This is a genomic window from bacterium, assembly GCA_028820935.1.
GTDB lineage: Bacteria > Actinomycetota > Acidimicrobiia > Spongiisociales > Spongiisociaceae > Spongiisocius.
In genome coordinates, this window is sequence record JAPPHZ010000031.1 from 46389 (window position 1) to 67091 (window position 20703).

The 20703-nt window shown below is 66.4% G+C and carries 20 protein-coding genes; 11 read left to right on the plus strand and 9 right to left on the minus strand.

Features of this window, described 5'->3' with window-relative positions:
* The first annotated feature begins 2 nt into the window (after window positions 1-2).
* Both OXM57_08660 and OXM57_08665 read left to right on the plus strand, forming a co-directional pair.
* Window positions 3-857 (plus strand): hydratase, encoded by an 855-nt coding sequence (locus OXM57_08660; protein MDE0352750.1) that lies wholly within the window; start codon window positions 3-5, stop codon window positions 855-857.
* A 70-nt stretch (window positions 858-927) separates the two neighbouring features.
* The gene (locus OXM57_08665; protein ID MDE0352751.1) at window positions 928-1755 is read left to right on the plus strand and encodes a cyclase family protein; all 828 of its coding nucleotides are present in this window, start codon (window positions 928-930) and stop codon (window positions 1753-1755) included.
* Between the two features lie 95 nt (window positions 1756-1850).
* On the opposite strand, the gene OXM57_08670 is transcribed toward OXM57_08665, so the two are convergent.
* The 4 genes from OXM57_08670 to OXM57_08685 all read right to left on the minus strand — a co-directional run bounded on the left by OXM57_08670 (window position 1851) and on the right by OXM57_08685 (window position 5288).
* Window positions 1851-2279 carry a cupin domain-containing protein gene (locus tag OXM57_08670; protein MDE0352752.1) on the minus strand — a complete coding sequence of 143 codons (429 nt, stop codon included), beginning with the start codon at window positions 2277-2279 and terminating at the stop codon, window positions 1851-1853.
* A gap of 13 nt (window positions 2280-2292) precedes the next feature.
* Window positions 2293-2670, minus strand: coding sequence for a hypothetical protein (locus OXM57_08675; GenBank protein MDE0352753.1), 378 nt, complete (start codon window positions 2668-2670; stop codon window positions 2293-2295).
* A 270-nt stretch (window positions 2671-2940) separates the two neighbouring features.
* A complete protein-coding gene (locus OXM57_08680; protein MDE0352754.1) occupies window positions 2941-3732 on the minus strand; it encodes an ABC transporter substrate-binding protein in 792 nt (263 codons plus the stop codon).
* Window positions 3720-5288, minus strand: coding sequence for an ABC transporter substrate-binding protein (locus OXM57_08685; protein ID MDE0352755.1), 1569 nt, complete (start codon window positions 5286-5288; stop codon window positions 3720-3722). Before OXM57_08685 ends, OXM57_08680 begins: the two co-directional genes overlap by 13 nt.
* Window positions 5289-5410: 122 nt before the next feature.
* Between OXM57_08685 and OXM57_08690 the strand changes: the two genes are divergently transcribed.
* From OXM57_08690 to OXM57_08720, 7 genes are all read left to right on the plus strand, one after another.
* Window positions 5411-5725, plus strand: coding sequence for a hypothetical protein (locus OXM57_08690; GenBank protein ID MDE0352756.1), 315 nt, complete (start codon window positions 5411-5413; stop codon window positions 5723-5725).
* Between the two features lie 100 nt (window positions 5726-5825).
* Window positions 5826-6428, plus strand: coding sequence for an ECF transporter S component (locus OXM57_08695; protein ID MDE0352757.1), 603 nt, complete (start codon window positions 5826-5828; stop codon window positions 6426-6428).
* An 86-nt stretch (window positions 6429-6514) separates the two neighbouring features.
* A complete protein-coding gene (locus tag OXM57_08700) occupies window positions 6515-7351 on the plus strand; it encodes an energy-coupling factor transporter transmembrane component T (protein MDE0352758.1) in 837 nt (278 codons plus the stop codon).
* Window positions 7348-8256 carry an ABC transporter ATP-binding protein gene (locus OXM57_08705; GenBank protein ID MDE0352759.1) on the plus strand — a complete coding sequence of 303 codons (909 nt, stop codon included), beginning with the start codon at window positions 7348-7350 and terminating at the stop codon, window positions 8254-8256. Before OXM57_08700 ends, OXM57_08705 begins: the two co-directional genes overlap by 4 nt.
* Window positions 8253-9062 carry an ABC transporter ATP-binding protein gene (locus OXM57_08710; GenBank protein ID MDE0352760.1) on the plus strand — a complete coding sequence of 270 codons (810 nt, stop codon included), beginning with the start codon at window positions 8253-8255 and terminating at the stop codon, window positions 9060-9062. Before OXM57_08705 ends, OXM57_08710 begins: the two co-directional genes overlap by 4 nt.
* Window positions 9059-9850 carry a nucleoside phosphorylase gene (locus OXM57_08715; GenBank protein ID MDE0352761.1) on the plus strand — a complete coding sequence of 264 codons (792 nt, stop codon included), beginning with the start codon at window positions 9059-9061 and terminating at the stop codon, window positions 9848-9850. Before OXM57_08710 ends, OXM57_08715 begins: the two co-directional genes overlap by 4 nt.
* Window positions 9847-10851, plus strand: coding sequence for an amidohydrolase family protein (locus OXM57_08720; GenBank protein ID MDE0352762.1), 1005 nt, complete (start codon window positions 9847-9849; stop codon window positions 10849-10851). Before OXM57_08715 ends, OXM57_08720 begins: the two co-directional genes overlap by 4 nt.
* 71 nt (window positions 10852-10922) lie before the next feature.
* Here the strand turns inward: OXM57_08720 and OXM57_08725 are convergent, their stop codons facing one another.
* Complete coding sequence (locus tag OXM57_08725) at window positions 10923-12239, minus strand: DEAD/DEAH box helicase (protein ID MDE0352763.1); 1317 nt, start codon at window positions 12237-12239, stop codon at window positions 10923-10925.
* A gap of 402 nt (window positions 12240-12641) precedes the next feature.
* Here OXM57_08725 and OXM57_08730 point away from each other — a divergent pair, with 402 nt between their 5' ends.
* Both OXM57_08730 and OXM57_08735 read left to right on the plus strand, forming a co-directional pair.
* The gene (locus OXM57_08730) at window positions 12642-13442 is read left to right on the plus strand and encodes an SDR family oxidoreductase (protein MDE0352764.1); all 801 of its coding nucleotides are present in this window, start codon (window positions 12642-12644) and stop codon (window positions 13440-13442) included.
* Window positions 13443-13485: 43 nt separating this feature from the next.
* Window positions 13486-14682, plus strand: a complete 1197-nt coding sequence (locus OXM57_08735) for a M20 family metallopeptidase (GenBank protein ID MDE0352765.1) — start codon at window positions 13486-13488, stop codon at window positions 14680-14682.
* A gap of 73 nt (window positions 14683-14755) precedes the next feature.
* Here the strand turns inward: OXM57_08735 and OXM57_08740 are convergent, their stop codons facing one another.
* From OXM57_08740 to OXM57_08755, 4 genes are read right to left on the minus strand one after another with little or no spacing between them, the layout of a single operon-like run.
* Window positions 14756-17026, minus strand: a complete 2271-nt coding sequence (locus OXM57_08740) for a xanthine dehydrogenase family protein molybdopterin-binding subunit (protein MDE0352766.1) — start codon at window positions 17024-17026, stop codon at window positions 14756-14758.
* The gene (locus OXM57_08745) at window positions 17023-17505 is read right to left on the minus strand and encodes a (2Fe-2S)-binding protein (protein ID MDE0352767.1); all 483 of its coding nucleotides are present in this window, start codon (window positions 17503-17505) and stop codon (window positions 17023-17025) included. Before OXM57_08745 ends, OXM57_08740 begins: the two co-directional genes overlap by 4 nt.
* The gene (locus OXM57_08750) at window positions 17502-19820 is read right to left on the minus strand and encodes a xanthine dehydrogenase family protein molybdopterin-binding subunit (protein ID MDE0352768.1); all 2319 of its coding nucleotides are present in this window, start codon (window positions 19818-19820) and stop codon (window positions 17502-17504) included. The genes OXM57_08745 and OXM57_08750 overlap by 4 nt, the downstream gene beginning before the upstream one ends.
* On the minus strand, window positions 19817-20674 hold the full coding sequence (locus OXM57_08755; protein MDE0352769.1) for a xanthine dehydrogenase family protein subunit M: 858 nt from the start codon (window positions 20672-20674) through the stop codon (window positions 19817-19819). The genes OXM57_08750 and OXM57_08755 overlap by 4 nt, the downstream gene beginning before the upstream one ends.
* Window positions 20675-20703 lie beyond the last annotated feature (29 nt).

A 20703-nucleotide genomic window follows, 5' to 3' on the forward strand; every position in this document is an offset into this window, starting at 1 on the left:
CAATGGTCAACAAGGTCTCGATAGGTCTGGTCCAGATCGGGGGCGAGCCCCTGGCGGTCGAGGAGAACCGCGACCTCACCGTCCGGTGGACGGAGCGCGCCTTCAACAAGGGCGCCGACATCGTGGTGCTGCCCGAGATGATCATCCACGGCTATGCCTTCGACTGGCGGGCGCTGGCCGAGAACGCCGAACCGGTGGACGGGCCGACCGTCAAGCAATGGACCGCCCTGGCGGCCGAGGCCAACGGATACGTGGTGGGCGGGTTCTGCGAACGCGACGGCGAATCGCTGTACAACACGGCGGTGGCGGTAGGACCCGACGGAACCATCCTCCACTACCGCAAGACCCACCTGTTCGCCAACGAGAAGATCGCTTTCCACGACGGCAACCTCGGCTTCCCGGTGGCCCACACCCGGTTCGGAACCATCGGGTTGTGCGTCTGCTACGACCTCCGGTTCGTCGAGGTGGTACGGCTGATGGCACTGAAGGGCGCGGATCTGATCTGCGTTCCGACCGCATGGCTACCCGGTTACGACAAGGAACGCTGGGATGCGGACGGGATGTGTCCCCAGGGCAAGGGGGCGGTCCTCCAGGCCAACCTCTCCCAGGTCTACATCGCCTGCGCCTCCCAAGCCGGGCGTCACGGGAAGTTCGACTTTCTCGGCTCGTCGATCCTGGTCGACCCCTACGGCAAGTTGGCCTCCGGGCCGTTACCCGGCTCGGAGGACGCCATCAGCGTCACGGAGGTCGACCTGGGCGCAGCCAAGCGAGCCCAGGTGCGGGGCGAACTGATCGCTCCCCGGGCGGACCGCCGCACCGATCTCTACGGGATCTGGGAAGACGGTCTGAGGTACTAGCCCGGCGGGCCGGACCCGTGTTTCCGCCCTCTACCATCCACCCACATACCGACAGCGGAGGCAACCCGAAATGAAGATCGTCGATCTCTCCCACCCGATCAATATCCACACGCCGGGCTGGGTCGGATACCCCGGATCCAAGATTTATTACACCCAGACCCTGCAGACCAACCGGGTGGTGTCACAGAGGATCGAGTCGTCGCTGCATGTGGGGACGCATCTCGACGGCCCGATGCACATGGCCGACGGGGGTGGCGACATGGCCTCCCTCCCGCTCACCAAGCTCATCCACGAAGGGGTCATCGTCGACGTGTCCGACGAGGTGAGCGACTGGAGCATCATCACCCCCGAGATGATCACGTCCAAGGTAGAGGTCAAGAAGGGTGACATCCTGATCATCCACACCGGCTATCACCGCTACTACGAGGGGAAGCCCGAGCAGGATCTCACCCGCTATTTCTGCATGCATCCCGGCGGGACCAGGGAGTTGGCCGAATGGATGCTGGAGATGGAGCTGGCGTGGTGGGGAATCGACGCCGGCTCGGGCGATCACCCCATGAACACCACCATCCGCCACATGCGGCCCGATCTGACCAGGCGTTTCGAGCAGAAAGTGGGCATGTCGGTGCTGGAATACTTCGGCGAGTACACCTACACCCACCATCGGAGCGGGCGGGAGATCACCGAGGACCTGTTCCCCCTCCACTATCTCGCCTTCCCCAAGGGTTGCATCCATGCCGAGAACGTGGGCGGCGACATCGAAAAGGTGCTCAACCAACGATGCATCATCGGGGCCTTCCCGTGGAAGTTCGAGGGTGGCGAGTCCTGCCCGTGCCGCATCATGGCCTTCTTCGATGTCGGCAGCCTGACCGTGGAGGAGATGTTCCAATCCGTCTGATCCCCGGGCCGTACCGATAAGAACCTCCCATCCGGTCTCTTCGCATCCGGATCGGGACTCCTACCGAAGAGGTCGCCCCGTCTCCAGGTAATCGGCTACATCGAAGCCTCGGCCCGGTCGTCGTGCTCCGCCAGCCAGCGCGCCTCCGAGCCTGGCGGCGCGAGCAGCCAGAGGACGGTGAGCCCGTCGGGACCCGAGTGGGGCTGATGAGGGAGGTTGGAAGGGACGAGGAGAATCCCTCCGGGTTGCAGTGTGTGGGGGGTCCCGTCGATGTCCATCCATCCGCCCCCGGAGAGAACCACCGACACCTCCTCGGCCTGATGAGAGTGAGCGGCAGTGGAGAAGTGCGGCGGCAGGCAGGAGGTACCCATCACGATCTTGGAGGAGTTTCCCCGTTCCGGTGAAGCCTTGACCGCGGTTGCCCGGCCCTCCACCAGCCTTCCGTCACCGGCGCCACCCTCGGCCAGAGCCCTCTCGATCTCCTCGGCCAGATCGGAGAGCAGCCATCCTGTCGCTCCGGCCATATTCAGGTAAAGCCTAGCGGTCAACCGCCTGCCGGCCATGGCGTCGCCGGACGATGTAGACGAGGCCGATCACCGGAACCACCGTGAACGTCAGCGGCAGCGGCCAGTCTCCGCGCAATGTCCCCTGGCCGATCAGGACGGCCGCCAGGATGTCCCCGACAATGCCCACGGACAGCAGCGCCACGGTGGTGCGCCAGATGAGGGGTGTAATCCGCTCGGAGGACACTACGACGTAGAGGAGCAGGATGGCCGCCAGCGGGTGTACCGCGCTCAATAGCAAGCGCTCCGGTACGGATCCCCCATCGGCGAAGCTCGCCCCGAGGGCGACCAGGGCCGACCACCCGAGATGCAGCGAAGCGAGGATGGCCATCGCCACCCGCAGTCCCTTCACGCCTGTCCTCCGCAGCGTCGGAGGCGCGAGGCCGGATCGGGCAGCAATCCCCACGGCGTTGGAATCGAGAGTAGAACCACGGCTATCCGGAGGTTACCCGGACGGAACCGAGCTCGTCGATTGCCGAGGGGAGAACGGCTCCGGCTTGTGCGATGCCGCTCTTGCCCGCGCCGTCGTGAGCCGCTAACCCCGTACCTCTCAACCCGCAAGGCCCGCAGGGGGCGTCCCGTGGTCAGAACGTGCCGGGACGCCCCGCGGTTGGGGATCTTGTCAGCTCCGGATACTGTCGACCAACTCGTATTCGCCCTCCGAGTTGATCACGGTCAGGTAGACCGCATCAGAACCCTGGTTGTCACCTGGTCCGAATTGGAGCGAGATCCCGCCTATGTCTATGGACCCGGACGCACCTGTGACATCCAGGAAGCACGCCCGGCTGACGTCGGCGCCGCAAGCCCTCAGACGTTCGATGGCGAGCCGCCCGGCGAGATAGCCCTCGAGGGAGACGAATCCCGGGTCGGCATCCGGATCGACGCCGGACAGTGCGGCGCGGTACTCGGCCAGGACCGAGACGTCGTCCCCGCCGGGCAACGGCACCACCTGAGTCACGTAGACCCCCTCGCCGGCAGCACCTAGTTCGGTCGCGAGAGCTTCACTACCGACGAACGACACGGCCATGAAGATCGTTTCGGGTCCCAGGTCCTCGCGCAGCTTCTCGATCAGCCGCGCTGCCGGACGGTACGCGCTGATAATGATGACCGCTTCCGGCTGCTTGTCGGCAATCCGGAACGCCGCGGACGTGACAGCCTCCGTGTTCCGCCGGTAATACCAGGAAGCTACCAACTCCAGGCCATGAGCCTCCACCGCCTGCTCGACTCCCGTAAGGCCGTCAACACCATAAGAGTCGTTCTGGTACAGCACCGCCACCCTCGTCTTTCCGGCAGCGGCGAGAAGCTCCGCCATCTTCTGAGTTTCCTGGTGGTATGACGCACGGATGTTGAGAACATTGCTCAGCTCGCCGACGCGCAGCAGCTGCGCCCCGGTGAAGGGTGCTACGAACGGCACGCCCGAGGCGCGTGCCAGCGGGGAGGCTGCCCGAGAGGTTGGTGTTCCCACCGCTCGATCAACCCGAAGACCTGATCGTTTTCGATCAGACGAAGGGTTTGCGCGAATGCTGCATCGCTCTCGTATCGGTCATCTCTGGTTACAAGCCTCAGCTGGCGTCCGTGCACTCCTCCTGCATCGTTCGCCTCTTTGAACGCCGCCTGGATGCCCAGCTGCATACCCAAGCCCAACGCTGCGGAAGGTCCGGTGAGGGCCGCTGATTGACCGAACAGTATCTCGCTGTCGGAGATGCCGGGATCATCCGGGCTTACCGTTGGAGCCGTTGGGATGGGTGGCACACGCAAACCCTGGGCTTCCTTACCCAGAGCGTCAACCTGAGTCAAGAGCTGCCTCAGAACGTTCTCGCTGTCCTCAATCAGAGCACGTTCCTTCTCTACCAGCTCAAGACGCTCCTCCAGCCGTTCGAAGTAGTCATCTTCTTCGGTTCCAGCATCACGCAGGTTCTCGGCCAGACTCAAGACGACATTGTTCAGTCCGGCGAAAGAAGACGCGCGAAGGTGGTTGATGTCAAGATCAATTCTGTGGGCTACCGAGTCAAATGACTCCTGAAGCCGTGCTACGTGTGTGGGATCTTGCATAAGGCTTGCCACCAGCAGAAGCGTATGTCCCAAGACCGTGTTGTTCGCTAGGCTATCGGTGGCGCTGTAATCCAGCAGGTTCTGCCTAGTGAGTACCGTTGAACCGGTACCTCTATCCTCAGGAAGGTTAGTCACCAGGCCATAGAATTGTCTGTCCGTACTGGCGGTGACAGCCGGAAACAGGGCAATAGAGTTAGCACGAGTCAACTCGGCTCGGCTCTTTTGCTCCGCCTGCAATCTGAGTAACAGCTGGCCCCTTCCACTTTGAATCGACTCGACATTGGTAAGGAGCCTATTGGCCAGGGACGTGATGTGCTCAACCCGGTCACTATTACTTTTCTGGTTGAGGATCCCCACTTGTTGAACTGAGGAGGTCCCGTGCCGTACGATGAGCGCCCCGTCTTGAGTGAGTGATTCCCGTGTCATCCCGGCATTAGTCGGTACAGACCCTATGCTGCTTAACGAGTAGGCATGGTTCGCTACGGACAAGGCTGCGGACTGTAATTGGACAATGTCGTACACGTCCATGGTGCCATCGGAACCCGCCAACTTCAACGTGGTCCACCCCGACCAACTAGGACTAGTCGATTGGCCAAACTTGCTGCCGATGCCAAACGCATAGACGGTGCCAGGCGCAAGGTTCTTGAGCGTCAGCGTGTAACCATCCTCGCCGCGTTCGGCGATGTCGATGGACTCAATAATGTCCTGCCATGGTCCTCCGAGGCGCTGGAGGAGCGTGGCGGCGTTCACATTCATCCAGCGAACGCTGTAGCCGGTGGCCCCCGGCACTGCGTCCCATGTTATGAGAGCCTCCCCGGGTTCATCCCCATCGACTACCGAAAAGTTGACATGCGCCGGCAGAGTCGTATGGGCAGCGGCCGGATTGGTCTGCCCCATTAACAATGCCAAAATCACCATAATAGCAATAACTACCGTAGGCCTGGATGCCACGCGACTCAATTCGCCCTCCCCCTATCGATGTCGGGTAGGGGACCAGAATATCACGGACACTCTACGGTGCCTAGGAGGGTGCTGAGCTAGTGCGGGGCTTGGCGGCTTGGTGGTTGGGTGTCCTGGTGGTGTCGGGTCGTGTTGTCGCCGGGGTGGCCGACTTTTCGGTGTTCGGGGGTGTCGCAGCAATGGGCGAAGCTGGCCCGGCGGCCGACCGTCGACATGGTGCGGTCCCGGGCCACCGGCCGTGCTGGCCGCCGGCGTCCTACCGGTCAGGGGTCGGCTTCCACGTCTCGTCCCGTGACCACACCCAACAGGCCCGCAGCGTCCGCCTGGCCTTGGTCCGGTTCCAGGCGCCGTCGCACCGGCCTCATCAGGTGTCGTGGTCGCTCAGGGCCAAGTGAATAGAGGGTGAAGAGGGGACAAAATACCCGGTTTCTCCGACGGCGGGTGCTCCCGTCAAATAGGCTTCCACGGGAAGCGCTAGACGGGAGGCGATAGAGCATGAGCGCGATCAAAGACGGTCTCCGATTCAAGACAGCTTTCACGACAACGGCATGGGTACTCATCCCGGTGGCTATCGGGATCAACCTCATCGGAAGGTTCTTCACCCAGACCTTGAACCTGCCTTTGTTCCTCGACACCATCGGCACCACCATGGCAGCCTTCCTGGCAGGGCCGTGGGTAGCGGCGGTCGCCGGAGTGCTCACGAACCTGGTGATCGGACTCACGCTCGAGGCGACTTCGATCCCCTTCGGGATCGTGAACGCGGCCATCGGAATCGTGGCCGGCGTTATGGCGGCACATGGCTTCCTTCGCTCTACGGGCAAGATCATCGTGATGATGCTCTGCCTGACCGCCATCACCATCATCACCGCCATGCCCCTCGTGGTTCTCGTGTTCGAAGGCGTTTCAGGATCCGGCGTCGATGCCGTTACCGGCTTCTTCGCGGCTTCCGGGAGGAACATGGTCGAGTCGGTGCTCGGTCAGCAATTGCTCACGACACCGGGCGACAAGGTGCTGACAGTGCTCCTGGCATTCGCTCTGATCAAGGGCGTCCCCCAGCGCTACCGGCCACCGTTCGGCCGAGAGGTCATACCGTTCTGACCCGCTAGTGGTCTGCCTGTGATGCATCGGCGTCACTCGGGGCGGAACGCCGCGAGTGACGCCGATGGCCAGTAGAGCACGCCGAGTTGTCCTTGCAGACGGGCCGCTACGACGACACTGACACGGGTGTAGTGGAAGCCGATACGGCCACCTGGTCCCCGGCTCGGGTCGCCGAGCTATACGAGATCGGGAACACCTGGCTTCACCGGGCGCATCCCCTGACCAAGCTGGCCGCGGTGCTTCCACTGTCGGTGGCAGGTTTTGCCGGGGACACCGTACTGGTACCGGCCATCCTCCTGGCGGCGGCGGTGCTGACCCTGGTCGTGTCCCGCCTCGGCATCATCGCCCTCAAGTCCCTCCGGCTGATGGCGCCCATGACGTTCGCCCTGGTCGTGATCCATGGGATAGTCCGCCCGTACGACACGGAGCCTCTTGTGGCTTGGGGCCCCATCTCGGTCAACGCCGGCGGCCTTGCCCTTGCCGGGACGACCGCGGCGCGGATAGCAGTGTTCGTCATCGCAGTGACCGCCGCTATGGCGACCGTCCACCCCAAGATCTTCGCCACCGCTCTCATCCAGCGAGGCGTGTCGCACAAGCTGGCCTACGCCTACCTGGCGGGAGCCGAGTTGATCCCGGAGATGAGGCTTCGGGCCACACAGATTCTCGAGGCTCAGCAGTCCCGCGGCTTCGACACGAAGGGGAGCCTGCCAAGGCGCCTCAGGACTCTGTTCGCATTGCTCAAACCGCTGCTGGTGAGTTCGCTGATCGGGGTCGAGATGAGGACGCTCGCCCTGGAGTCCCGCGGGTTCTCCCTGCCCGGCCGGCGGACCGCTGCGGTCGCGGTCCGGGAGAGGGGAAGGCTGCTCCAGAGGAGCCTGCTCCTGGCCTCGATCCCTCTGCTCGTCCTGGCGGTCATCTGGTGAGCGGCGCCGGCCTGCCGGAATCCGCGAGCCTGACCGCCTCCACCTTCGCCTCCTTCGAGGAGGTCACCTTCACCTACGACACCGCCTCCGAGCCAACACTGACGAGGTTGACTCTCGGACTGCGTGCTGATCAGCTCACGCTGATCTCCGGGCCGTCCGGAGGTGGCAAGTCGACGCTGGCCCGGGTTGTGGCCGGGTTCATCCCGCGACCGCTCGGAGGGAATTTCGAGGGTACGGCACAGGTGCTGGGGCATGATGTGGAGAGCGCTCCACCACACGCGCTTACCGAGTCGGTCGGTGTCGTGTTCGACAACCCGTTCGATCAACTCACCGCCGCCACGAGCACGGCGTTCGACGAGGTCGCCTACGCCTTGGAGAACGAGGGCCTCCCGCCGGACGAGATCGTGGCAAGAGCACTGGAGGCCCTGGAGAGCGTGGGACTGGCCGAGATGACCGGTCGGCACCCCCGCCGCCTGTCGGGTGGCCAATCACAGCGGCTGGCCATTGCCTGCGCATTGGCCCAGAGGAAGCCGATCCTGGTTCTTGACGACCCGACTTCCCAACTCGATCCCACCGGTAGGGAGGAGGTCGTCTCGCTGGTCAGGACGCTCCGGGATGCGGGCACCACAGTCGTCCTGGTGGCGCAGGACCTGGGCCACTGGCTCGAGATGGCGGATCGGCTGGTCATCCTGGATGAAGGTCGGGTGACCGCCGACGGGCATCCGGCAACGCTGCTGGCCGACCCTCACCTCCTCGAGGGAACGATCCTGGTTCCCCGCTGCGTCGCCGTCTGGGCCGACCTGCGCCGGCGCGGGATCGCCCTGGGCGACACTCCCCCGCTGACCACCGACCAACTGGTCAGCTCCCTTCGGAGCCTTGGTAGGGAGCGGGAGCCGACTCCGTGATCCACCTGAGCGAAGTCCGGTACACGTACCCGAAGGGAGGAGCAGAGGCGATCCGGGGAATCAGCCTGGACGTGTCCATGGGCGAGACCCTGTTCGTCCTGGGCCATAACGGGGCCGGCAAGTCGACGATGCTCCGCTTGTTCAACGGGCTGCTCAAGCCCGGTTCGGGGACGGTCACGGTCGACGGCACCGACACGAGGGAGGTGAGGCCCGCCCAACTCTCGCGAACCGTGGGGCTGGTGTTCCAGAATCCTGACGCGCAGTTGTTCCGGGACCGGGTCTCCGAAGAGGTGTCCTTCGGCGCCGAGAACGGCTCGGGAGATGACGACGCTACCGAGCGCCACGAGCGAGCGATGGCCCTGCTCGACCTCGAGTCGGTCGCGGACCACAACCCCTACGACCTGACGCTCTCGTGGCGAAAGCGGGTTGCCATCGCGTCCGTGGTGGCCATGGGGACTCCCATCCTGGTGCTCGACGAACCCACCGGCGGGCAGGACGCAGACGGGACCCGTGTCCTCACCGACCTCATCTCCGACACGCGCCGCCGCGGCCACGGCTGCGTCGTGGTCACCCATGATGTGGATCTGGCTTTCGACTGCGCCGACCGGGTCGTGGTGCTCCGGGACGGCAAGATCCACCTGGAGGGCAGTCCGATGTCGGTGCTCGGGGACCCGCTCCTGTCCAGAGCCGGGGTGGAGCCCTCCACCATGCATCAGATCTCCGGTGGCATCGGGTTGGACCCGCCGGCGCGCGGGGTTGATGAACTGGAAGAATATCTCGAAGGCGCAGGAGGTCGGACCCCATGAAGCATGATCCGCTGAGCACCGACAGGTCCCAGCACCACATCCGTTGCCTGCCCGGTGACGTCGCCGAACGGGTACTCCTGCCGGGCGATCCCAAGCGAGCCGAGTTGATCGCGGGCCTTCTCGACGATGCCCGCCACGTCGCCACCAATCGAGAGTACACCACCTACACCGGGACCTACCGGGGCATGCCGGTGTCCGTCACGTCTACCGGTATCGGCTGCCCGTCTGCGGCCATCGCGATCGAAGAACTCACCAGCGTGGGCGCCAAGACCCTCATACGAACCGGGACCAGCGGGTCGATGAGTCCCGACGTGGGGCCGGGTGAGGTGATCGTCGGTACGGCCGCGATCCGGGAAGAAGGAACCGGAACGTCCTACCTCCCGATCGAGTTCCCGGCCGTGGCCGACCTCGACCTGACCTACTGCCTGCGGGCGGCGGCCGAGACGCTGGGCCTGCCGGTTCGGGTGGGGGTGCTCCACTCGAAGGATTCCTTCTACTCCCACCGCGATCCTGACCGGCTCCCGGTGGCCCGGGAGATGCGGGGCAAGCGGGCGGCCTGGAAGGCGGGTGGCGCGCTAGCTTCGGAGATGGAAAGCTCCACCCTGTTCGTTCTCGGGTCCATGCTCCGGGTCAGGACCGGATCCATCTGCCTGGTGGCTAGCTCCCATGACGCTTCCACCCGGCTGACGCCGGAAGAATCGGAGCGCCTGGTCGAGAGGGTGGTGACCGCCGCGCTCGACGCTCTGGTTCTCGACCGATCGAACGCCACGGGAGGCAGCACTCGATGACCACACGAATCGACGTCCACACCCACTTCTACCCCACGTCCTACCTGGCCGGCCTGGAGAAGCGACGTGAAATGCCGCGCGTCTACCGGGACGGCGAGGTCCGGCGTTTCGTGATCTTCCCGGAGGAGGAAGCCGACCCGCGCATCGGTCGCCCCATCGAGGACGGCTGGTGGACGATCCCCGGCAAAGTCGGCTTCATGGACGAGAACGCCATCTCACGATCGGTCATCTCGCTCGGCAACCCCTGGATGGAGCCCTTCGAGGGACAGCACGGAGTCGAGCTCACGAGGGTGGTCAACGACGAGTTGGGCACGCTGGAGGAGAAGACGGAGGGCCGGCTGGTCGGCCTGGGCGCCCTTCCCGCCACCGGTGTCCCGGAGGTGTTGAACGAGATCGAGGCCATAGACGCCCACCCCAGCCTGCGCGGGATCGTGACGGGCCCGAGGATCGCCCACTTCCGGCTTGACGACCCGGAACTGGAACCGGTCTGGGCGGCACTCGAGTCCCGGCAACTCCCCTTGCTGCTCCACCCCCAGGACGGCATCGCCCTCGACCTCCTGGAGGGCTACGGACACGTGCTACCCGTCGGCGTGGGCTTCCCGATGGAGACCACCGCGGTGGTGAGCCGGCTCGTGTTCGGCGGCGTGCTCTACAACCACCCCGATCTCAAGATCATCGTCTCCCATGGTGGTGGAACGCTGTCGGCCCTGGTAGGCCGCCTCGACGCCGCCTGGCGATCGGACGAGATCGGCCGGACCAGACTTCCGGAACTCCCGTCCAAGTCAATCGCCCGCCTATACATCGACGCCATCACGTACGCCGCCGGCCCGTTCCAGGCTTCGATTGCCATGGTCGGGAGCGACCGGGTCATGTTCGGCACCGATCACCCCTTCTCGATCGAGGATGCCGGCGCCACGATGGACGCCATGGAAACAGTCGACGGCACGACCCGCCACTCGATCTTCGCCGGCAATGCCTCGGCTCTCTTCGCCCTGACCTGAGGATCGAAGCAAGTTCCAATCGGGCACCTAACCTACCCTCGGCATGCTTCGAAGACTTGGCCGGGTTCAGGTCAGCTTCTCGCCCTGGCTGGTGCCCGCTTATTGCGACTCTTGGATGCCCGCCGTTTGCGGTTGCTGCGCGGGTGCCGAGACCGGCTCTTGCTGGTCGGACGTCCCGGACCTCCGTGTTGCCTCCTGCGGGCCGTGGGTTGCCGGCTCGGATCGACGGGGGCCCTGCGGGGTTTGCGACGGCGGACCTTTCCGTCGAGCGGCTGGATGGCGGTGAGGTCCACATCGGTGACCGGCTGCCGCAGTCCCAGCCGGCGTTGCATGTGTCGGAGTTCTCTGACCTGATCGGGTGGGACGAGCGAGACCACGACGCCGTCCTTGCCGGCTCGGGCGGTGCGGCCTGACCTGTGGAGGTAGGCCTTGTGATCGGCGGGAAGGTCGTAGTGGATGATGGCGCTGACATCCTCGACATGGATTCCTCGTGCGACCACATCGGTGGCGATCAACGCCTGCACCCTGCCGGAGGCGAAATCCTTCAGCGCCCTGGTGCGTTGGTTCTGGTTCCGCCCGCCGTGGATCGCCGCGGTCAGGATGCCTGTCCGACTGAGTTGACGGGCTACCCGATCAGAGCCGCGGCGGGTTCGGCAAAAGACGATCGTGGGTCCCGCAGCATCGATCGTGCGGGCACTGACCTCGATTCGCTTCGTCCTTTCCACGTGCCAGAACACATGGTCCGCATCGACGACGTCGGGAGTCCCCTGTCCGATTTCGTGCCGTACAGGGCGGTGCTGGTAGTCGCGGGTGAGTGAGGCGACTTCGCTGTCCAGCGTGGCGGAGAACAACATCGTCTGGCGCTTGGCCGCGGTCTGGTCGAGCAAGCGCCGAACAGCGGGGATGAACCCCATATCGGCCATGCGGTCGGCCTCGTCTATGACGATGATCTCGACCGCGGAGAGCTCGGCCACACCTTGATGGATCAGGTCTTCGAGGCGCCCGGGGCACGCCACCAGTATGTCGACGCCGCCGCGTAGAGCCATGATCTGGGGGCCGTAGCCCACGCCGCCGTAGACGACTGCCACGCGGACCTTTCCTGAGAAGGAACGAAGCTCGGTTGCGATCTGATCGGCGAGTTCGCGGGTCGGGGCCAGTACGAGCCCTCTAGGCCTGCGCGGTGCGGCACGGCCTACTCTGGCCACGAGGGGAATCCCGAAGGCCAGAGTCTTGCCCGAGCCGGTGGGAGCGCGGCCGCACACGTCGCGGCCCGTCATTGCGTCGGCCAGAGTGGCTGTCTGGATCTCGAACGGTCGGGTGATACCGCGCCGAGCAAGAGCCTGGCCTATGGGTTTGGGTACGCCCAGTTGGGCGAATGTGGGGGGCATTGGTCTCCTTGACCCGCGTGACGCGGGCTTCTCATGGGTTCGGTGGCGCCTCGATGGGGCGATGCCTCGAAAGGGCGGTAAAGAAGAGCGGTCTTCTCAGGATTGGTTCACGATGACTGGAAGAACCAAGACCCGTCTGCGAACCCACCAACCGGCCTAGTAGCCGGATCGCGAACGAGAGTACCACATCTGGCGGCGCGATCCCGACTGCGATGACCACCGGACGGGGGAGCATCGAGTTGCCTCGCTCTTGACGGAATGAGCGTTGTGGCGACGTCACCCTCGCCCGGTCCTCGGCAGAGCGTCCTGCGCAACGCCTGCCGAGCGTGGGAGAGTGCGAACTCCATCCGTTCCTACCGGCCTCCTAGGATCGGCCTCGGCACGGGCAATAAGGTGTTCACCATGATCGAAGAGCGATTCTCCATGGCCGGGCGTAGGGCCGTCGTGACCGGTGGGGGTGGGGGGTTCGGTCGGGCCTTCTGCCGGATCCTGGCCGAGGCGGGGGCCGAGGTCATCCCGGTGGACATCGATCCGGCCGCCGCCGCGGAAACCGCTGCTCTGGTAACCGGGAACGGCGGTCAGGGATGGGCGATCGAATGCGACGTGGCGGATGCGACCGCTGTCGAATCGATGGCCGAGCGGCTGGCGGACACCGGCTCGGGCGTGGACGTGCTGATCAACAACGCCGGCAACTCCCCGCCGTCGCGGCGGGTGGCCGACATCCCGGTCCAGGAATGGGATGACGTGATAGCGGTCAACCTTCGCAGCGCGTTCCTCTGCACCAGAGCCCTGATACCCGCGATGCTGACCACGGACAACCCGTCCATCGTGAACATCGCCTCGGTGCTCGGGATGCGGGGCTTCCATCCGGACGTCATCTCCCAGGCCGGATACGCCGCCTCCAAGGCAGGCATGATCGGACTAACCCTCCAGACTGCGGCCGACTACGGGGAGTTCGGGTTGCGCGCCAACGCGGTAGCCCCCGGCTGGCACCTGGGCACCAACCTGAGCAAGCGGGCCGGTAACTTCGCTACCCCCGAGCAGGAGGCGAGCCTCCAACGGACCATCCACGAGCGGATACCGCTCCGGCGAGCCTCCACCGCCGAGGAGCTCGCTCCCCTGGTCCTTTACCTGGCCAGCGACGCCTCCCGGTTCGTGAGCGGGGCGGTCATGACCCACGACGGCGGCTGGACGGCCATCTAGCACCGCCCCTGGGGACTACCGCTAAGCGGTAACATCCGGCATCGTGCCCGACCTCCTAGCAGCCACCCAGCACCTGTTCCCGGACCTGGTCGACCTGCGGCGGCTACTCCATCGATTCCCCGAGCAGGGCAACCACCTCCCGGAGACCCGCAGGATCGTGCTCGAGGCACTGGAAGGCCTGCCTCTCGACATCGTGCTCCATGAGACCACCAGTGGGATCGTGGCGGTGCTGGAGGGTGATCATCCCGGCCCGGTGACCCTGCTGCGGGCCGACATGGACGCCCTACCGGTGACGGAAGCGACCGGCCTGGGATTCGCCAGCCGCCATGACGGCTTCATGCACGCCTGCGGGCATGATCTGCACACCGCCATGCTGGTGGGGGCGGCACGGTTGCTGTCCTCCGTGAAGTCCGGCCTGGCGGGGACGGTGCTGTTCATGTTCCAGCCCGGTGAGGAAGGCTTCGCCGGGGCGCGTTTCATGCTCGAAGAGGGTCTGCTGTCCACGGTGAAGGACCGGCCCTCAAGCGCCTTCGCCTTCCATGTGAACACCTGGACGCGCACCGGCATGGTGTTCCACCGCAAGGGCCCGCAACTCGCCTCGGCCGATGAGGCGCGGGTCACGCTCCGGGGCAAGGGAGGTCATGCCTCGGCCCCTTACCTCTCCTGCGACCCGATCCCGGTGGCGGCGGAGATCGTCCTGGCCACACAGACCGCCATCACCCGCCGTATCAACGTCTTCGAGCCGGGCGTGATCACCTTCGCCACCGTCGCGGCCGGGACCACCCACAACGTGATCCCCGAGACCGCCACAATGGTCGCAACCATCCGAGCCGTCTCCGAAAGTACCCGAGATCAGCTTCACGCCTTGATCAACCGGGTGGTCCCGAGCATCGCGGCAGCCCACGGCGTGGAGGCCGAGGTCGAGATCAACCTGGGATATCCCGTGACCGTCAACGATCCCGATCACACAACTTGGGTGGACACGGTGGCCCGCGACACCCTGGGCGACGATCGCGTGGCGTGGATGGATTCGCCGGTCATGGCCGCAGAGGACTGGGGATACGTGCTCCGGGAAGTGCCGGGAACCATGTCGTTGCTCGGGGCCTGCCCTCCTGACCTGGAACCGGGCCAGGCACCGGGGCTCCACGCCGATCGGGCCGTCTTCGACGAGGAGGCCATCATCACCGGCACGGCCATGCATGCCGCGGTGGCCCTATCGAACGGACGGAGGAACGAGTGAGCACTACCTCCCAAGAGCCGAGTAGCCGGCAGTAGGGACTCCGGCCGGAGTCTCCCCGGCCCGAGGCGCCTCCTCAGGCGATGTTCGCAGCGATCCGGCGGACCCGCTCCGGGCCCAGCGGCAGGCGGGTCACCTTCTCGGGACAACCCAGCGCGTCGGCCACGGCATTGGCGACGGCCGCCCCCACCGCGGTGATGCCTCCCTCACCCGCTCCCTTGACGCCGAGCGGATTGAGCGGGCTGGGCGCTTCCTCGAGCAGCAGCACCTCCACTTCCGGCATCTCGGTGACCGTGGGCATCAGGTAGTCCATGAACGTGGCCGCCAGGGGCTGGCCGGACTCGTCGTAGGCGAAGTCCTCGAGTAGAGCGCCCCCGATGCCCTGGGCGGCGCCGCCGGCGATCTGGCCGTTGACCAGCTCCGGGTTGACCGCCTTGCCGACCTCGTAGCACACCACGAGCCGTTCCACCTCGACCCGGCCGGATTCGTGATCCACCCGGACGACCGCGGCGTGGATGCCGTATGGATACGCCATATGGTCCACCGTGAACCAACCTTCGGCGGCCAGGCCGGGCTCGCCATCCGTCAGGCCGGGACGGAGCCTGCGCGCCACCTCACCGAGGGTGATGACCGGCCCGCCCGCCGAACCCCGGACGAACACCCGGCCCCGATCGATGATGAGGTCGTCCGGGTCGGCCTCCAGCACCGAGGCCGCCACATCCAAGGCCTTGCGCCGCACGCGGCGGGCAGCGATCAGCGTGGCGGAGCCGGACATGACGGTGACCCGGCTGGCGAAAGCGCCCATCCCGTAGGGGAGGTCATCGGTCTGGCCGTGACGTACCCGGACCGATTCGATGTCCACGCCCAGCGCGTCGGCACACACCTGTGCCAGCACCGTCTCGACACCCTGACCGATCGAGGCCACGCCGGTGATCACCAGCACGTGCCCCGCCTCGTCCACCGTGACCTTCACCCCCTCGAACGGACCGAGACCGCTCTTCTCCACGAAAAACCCCATGCCGAGGCCCACCGACTCGCCATCCGACCGTCTCCGGGCGAGGTCGGCCGTCAACCGCTCGTAGTCCAGGTACTCGAGTGTCCGATCCAGGAGACCCGGGTAGTCACCGGAGTCGTAGGTCAACTCGGTGCCGAGCGCGGTGATCCCCCGCTTGAAGGGCATGCGCTCCGGCAGGACCAGGTTGCGGCGGCGAACCTCGGCCGGGTCGAGACCGAGCCGGTGGGCTATGACGTCGATCAGACGCTCACGGACGAAGGTGCTCTCGTACCGGCCGGGGGCCCGGTAGGTACCGCACGGGGTCTTGTTGCTGAGCATCACATGGCCACGGCTCCGGTATGCGGGCCAGGCGTACGGCCCCGGGAGCATGGAGGTGGTGAGCTCGGTGACCGTCACCTGATGGGTCCGCAGGTAGGCCCCCTGGTCCACCCAGAACTCGTCGACAACACCCCTGATCCAGCCGTCGGGTTCCACCGCCGCCCTTATCCGGTGGACCTGATCGCGGGAGTGGTTGGCGGCCAGCATGTGCTCCCGGCGATCCTCCACCCAGCGGATGGGGCGCCCCAGGCGGAGGGCGGCCAGGCACACCAGCACGTCCTCCGGATAGAGCTCTCCCCTGATCCCGAACCCTCCTCCCACGTGACCCTCCCGGAGCACGACGGCGGCGAGCGGGAGCCCGAGCATGGAGGCTATGGCCGCCCGGTTGTGGTGGGGTACCTTGGCGGCGCCGAACATCTCCAGCACCGATCTCATCGCGTCGTAGTGAGCCAGCGCTCCCCTGGTCTCCATGGGCACCCCGGAATGCCTCCCCACCGCCAACTCCATCTCCACGACGACCTGAGCGTCCCCGAACGCCCCCTCGAGATCGCCGTAGGCCTTCTCCACCACCGTCGTCTCGACAGCCCCCGACCCCGCCGCCACCGGATCCACCACCGGATCGAGTTCCTCAATCTGGGCGAAGACCAGCTCGGCGGCGTCCTCGGCCAGGTAGGGGTCTTCGGCCAGCACGATCCCGACCGGCTCCCCCACGTAGCGAACGTGGTCGCCGGCGAGGATGGGTTGGCGGAACCGCTCCAAACCCTCCACCCAGGGCATACGGAAGTCGATCGGAGTTACGTCCCGAACGTCGTCGCCGGTCCAGACCGCCTCCACTCCGTCCATGGCGAGCGCCTCCGAGGTGTCGATCCCCAGCAACCGGCCGCGTGCCACCGGGGAACGCACCACCCTCATGTGCAGCTGGTCGGGAAGGGACAGGTCGGCGGCGAACCGGGCCTTTCCTGTCAGTAGTGGTCGGTCCTCGATCCGCTTGACCGAGCTACCGACATAGCTCATCCCCGCATGACCTCGGCGGCCTGGCGCACCGACTTCAGTATGTTCTGGTACCCGGTGCAGCGGCACAGGTTGGAGGACAGCACGGCCCGCAGCTCGTCCTCGTCGGGATCGGGATGCTGTTCCAGGTACCCGGCCGCCAGCATCAGGAAGCCCGGAGTGCAGAAGCCGCACTGGAGCCCGTGGTTGTCCCAGAAGGCCTGCTGGATCGGATGGAGCCGGTCGCCGTCGGCCAGGTCCTCCACAGTGCGGAGGTCCATGCCCTCGCACTGGACGGCGAACATCAGGCAGGACCGGACCGGTTGGCCGTCGGCCAGGATCGTGCAGGCGCCGCACACGCCGTGCTCGCACCCCAGGTGGGTTCCAGTGAGGCCACAATCGTCCCGCAGGGTGTCTGCCAGGGTGCGCCGGGGCTCCACCCGGACCCGGTAGGACCGGCCGTTGACCGCGAGGGTGACTTCGACCTTGGTTCGCTCGCTCATGCGGGAATCCTCTCGCTCTCGCTTACCAGCCTACGCAGCCGGGAGGGGGTTGCAGGCACCTCGGCGATCTCGACCCCGAGGGGCAACAGCGCATCGGCGACCGCGTTGATGACGGCGGCCGGGGCGCCGATCGTGCCCCCCTCTCCCAGGCCCTTGGCGCCGGTGATGGTGGCTTCGGAGATGGTCTCGAGGTGGTGGACCTCGATAGTGGGAACCTCGGCCAGGGTGGGAGGCAAGAAGTCCATGAGCGAGGTGGTGAGGATGTTGCCCTCCCCGTCGTAGCGGATCTCCTCGTACAGCGCGCCGGCGATCCCCTGGGTGACCCCACCGTGGAGTTGCCCGTCCACGATCATCGGGTTGATGAGGCGCCCCGCGTCCTCCACCACCACGAACCGGTCCACGCGCACCCCACCCGTCTCCGGATCCACCTCCACAGTGGCCACATGGCAGGCATTGGAGAAGGTCCCGGCCGGATCGTAGGTGGCCGTCGCCGTGAGGCCAGGGGCCATTCCGGCGGCCAGGCGGTGGCTGGAGTGGTAGGCGAGGCGGGCCAGCTCCGCCACCTCGATCCCGGCGTCCGTACCCGCCACGGTCGCCCGGCCTGCCCGGATGATGATGTCCTCCGGCGCCGCCTCCAACTCCGCGGATGCGATGGCGGCCAGCTTGGCCGCCAGCCGGTCGGACGCCAGGCGGGCCGCTCCCCCGGCGATGACCAGGGACCGGCTGGCGAACGTACCCCAGCCGTACGGCGTGCGGTCGGTGTCGCCGTGAACGATCCGGACCCGAGCCGGCTCGACACCCAGTCGGTCCCCGATCAGCTGGGCGAGGGTGGTCTCCAAGCCCTGGCCGTGGGGTGAGGCCCCCACCCGGGCCTCCACGTTGCCGGACGGGTCCATGGCCAGGTCCACGGTCTCGTATCCGGGCGTCACGTCCATGCTCCGGGCGGCGAAGGCCGAGGTCCCGTAGCCGGTGCGCTCGGAGAACACGGAGAAACCGACCCCTAGATAGCGGCCCTCGGACCGGGCTGCCGCCTGGCGGCCGCGGAAGTCCTCCAGGCCGATCTCCTCGACTGCCCGGTCCAGGGACTCCACGTAGGAGCCCTCGTCGTAGACCAGGCCGGTGGCCGAGGCGTAGGGGAACTCCGTTATCAGGTTGCGGCGCCTGATCTCGGCCGGGTCGATGCCGAAGCGGACAGCCGCCAGATCCATGAGGCGCTCCATGGCCAGGGTGATCACGGGTCTCGACACCCCACGGTAGGGCGCCATCGGGCAGGTGTTGGTGGTGACGCCCCGGGACCGGACCCGGTAGGTACGGAAGTCGTAGGGCCCTGGGAACTCGGCCAGCGCCATCAGCGGCTCCACCCCGCAGGTGACCGGGTAGCAGGAGTAGGCGCCGATGTTGCACAGCAGGTCGGCATCCACCGCCAGCAGCCGGGCGTCCGCGTCGAAGGCGCCGCGTACCCGGTAGTGGTGGTCGCGGCTGTGGAAGGACGACATCAGATTCTCGCGCCGATCCTCCACCCACGACACCGTGGCCCGGAGCCGTCTCGCCACCCAGGCCGTCACCACGTCCTCCGGGGCCAGGCAGAACTTCTGCCCGAATGCTCCTCCCACATCCGGAACCACCACCCTGAGGTCGGACTCGGGCATGCCGAGCAGGTCGGCTAGGACGGTACGGACCACGTGAGGCGACTGGACGGAAGCGGTAAAGGTGGTCCGCCCCGAACGGGGGTCGTAGGCGGCAATCGAGCCTCGAGCCTCCAGAGGGAGGGCGTTCTGGCGCCGGGACCGCAGATCGAAGTCCACCACTACCGCCGCGCCGGAGAAGACCTCGTCCACCCGCTCGGTCTCGAAGCGGGCGTCTACCACCACGTTGTCCTCCACGTGGTCGTGAACGGCCGGAGCGCCGGGGCGGAGGGCTTCGGGGGCGTTGATCACGCAATCCTCGGACTCGATGTCCACGAAGACCTTCTCGGCGGAATCCTCCGCCTCCTCGGGCGTGGCCGCCACCACTACCGCGACGGGCTCACCCACGAATCGGACCTTGCCGGAAGCCAGCACCGGCTGCTCGATGGGGTGGAAGTCCGGCCGGTGGAGCAACGGCCGGATGGGACGCACCTCCCTCAGGTCCTCGGCGGTGAAGGCGGTGATCCCTTTAGGCGCCTCGATGGAAACGATCCGGCCGTGGGCGACCGGGCTACGGACGAACCTCAGGAAGGAGGCATCCCGGGTGAGGTCGGCCACGAACCGGCCGTCGCCGGTGAGTAGGGGTGGGTCCTCGAAGCGCGGGAGTGGCTGCCCGATCCACGGGATCACGCGGCGATCGCCTGCTCAAGGGCTCGTCGGGTCAGGGCGCGCACCAGGTCCCGCCGGTAGCCGGCGGACCCGTGGATGTCGCCGACGGCGTCGATCTCGAGAGCGGCGATCTCGGCGGCGGCGCGGAATGACTCCTCGGTGGCGGGTTGGCCCTCCAGCGCCTGCTCCGCCTCGCCGGCTCGGAGTGGGCGATCGCTCACCCCACCGAGCGCGATGCGGGCGTTCCCGACCCGCCCGTCATCGGACTCGAACGCGACCGCGGCCATGGCCAGGGCGAAGTCACCCGCTCGGCGGCTGAACTGCTGGAACCCGATCCGGGTGCGCGGCGAGAGCCTGGGCAGGCGAGCCTCCACCAGGAGCTCCTCGGGTTCGAGAGCAGTGGTGAATACCGTCTGGAAGAAGCCGGCGGCAGGGATGTCGCGGCCACCGGACGGACTCCTGGTTGACAGTTCGGCATCGAGCAGCAGGGCGATCACGCACCACTCGGCGGCGGGGTCGGCATGGGCCAGGCTGCCCCCGAACGTGCCCCTGATCCTGATCGGCAGGTGGCCGACGTGGTGAGCGGCCATGGTCAGGAGGCGGCCGGTGGGGCCTTCCGTGACCGGTCGCTCGAAGGTCACGTGGCGGACCATCGCTCCGATCCGGAGGGTGTCGCCGTCCTCCTCGAGATAGTCGAGTTCGTGCAGCGGGTTGATGTCGACCAGGACCGCAGGGCGGGCCAGGCGGAAGTTCATGGCCGGCACCAGGCTCTGGCCGCCTGCCAGGATCTTGGCCTCGTAGCCGTACTCGCCGAGGTGGGCTACCGCCTCGACCACGGATCGGGCCTGGTGGTAGTCGAACGGAGCAGGCTTCATGAGGGCCGGAGTGTAGTATCCGGGCGCCA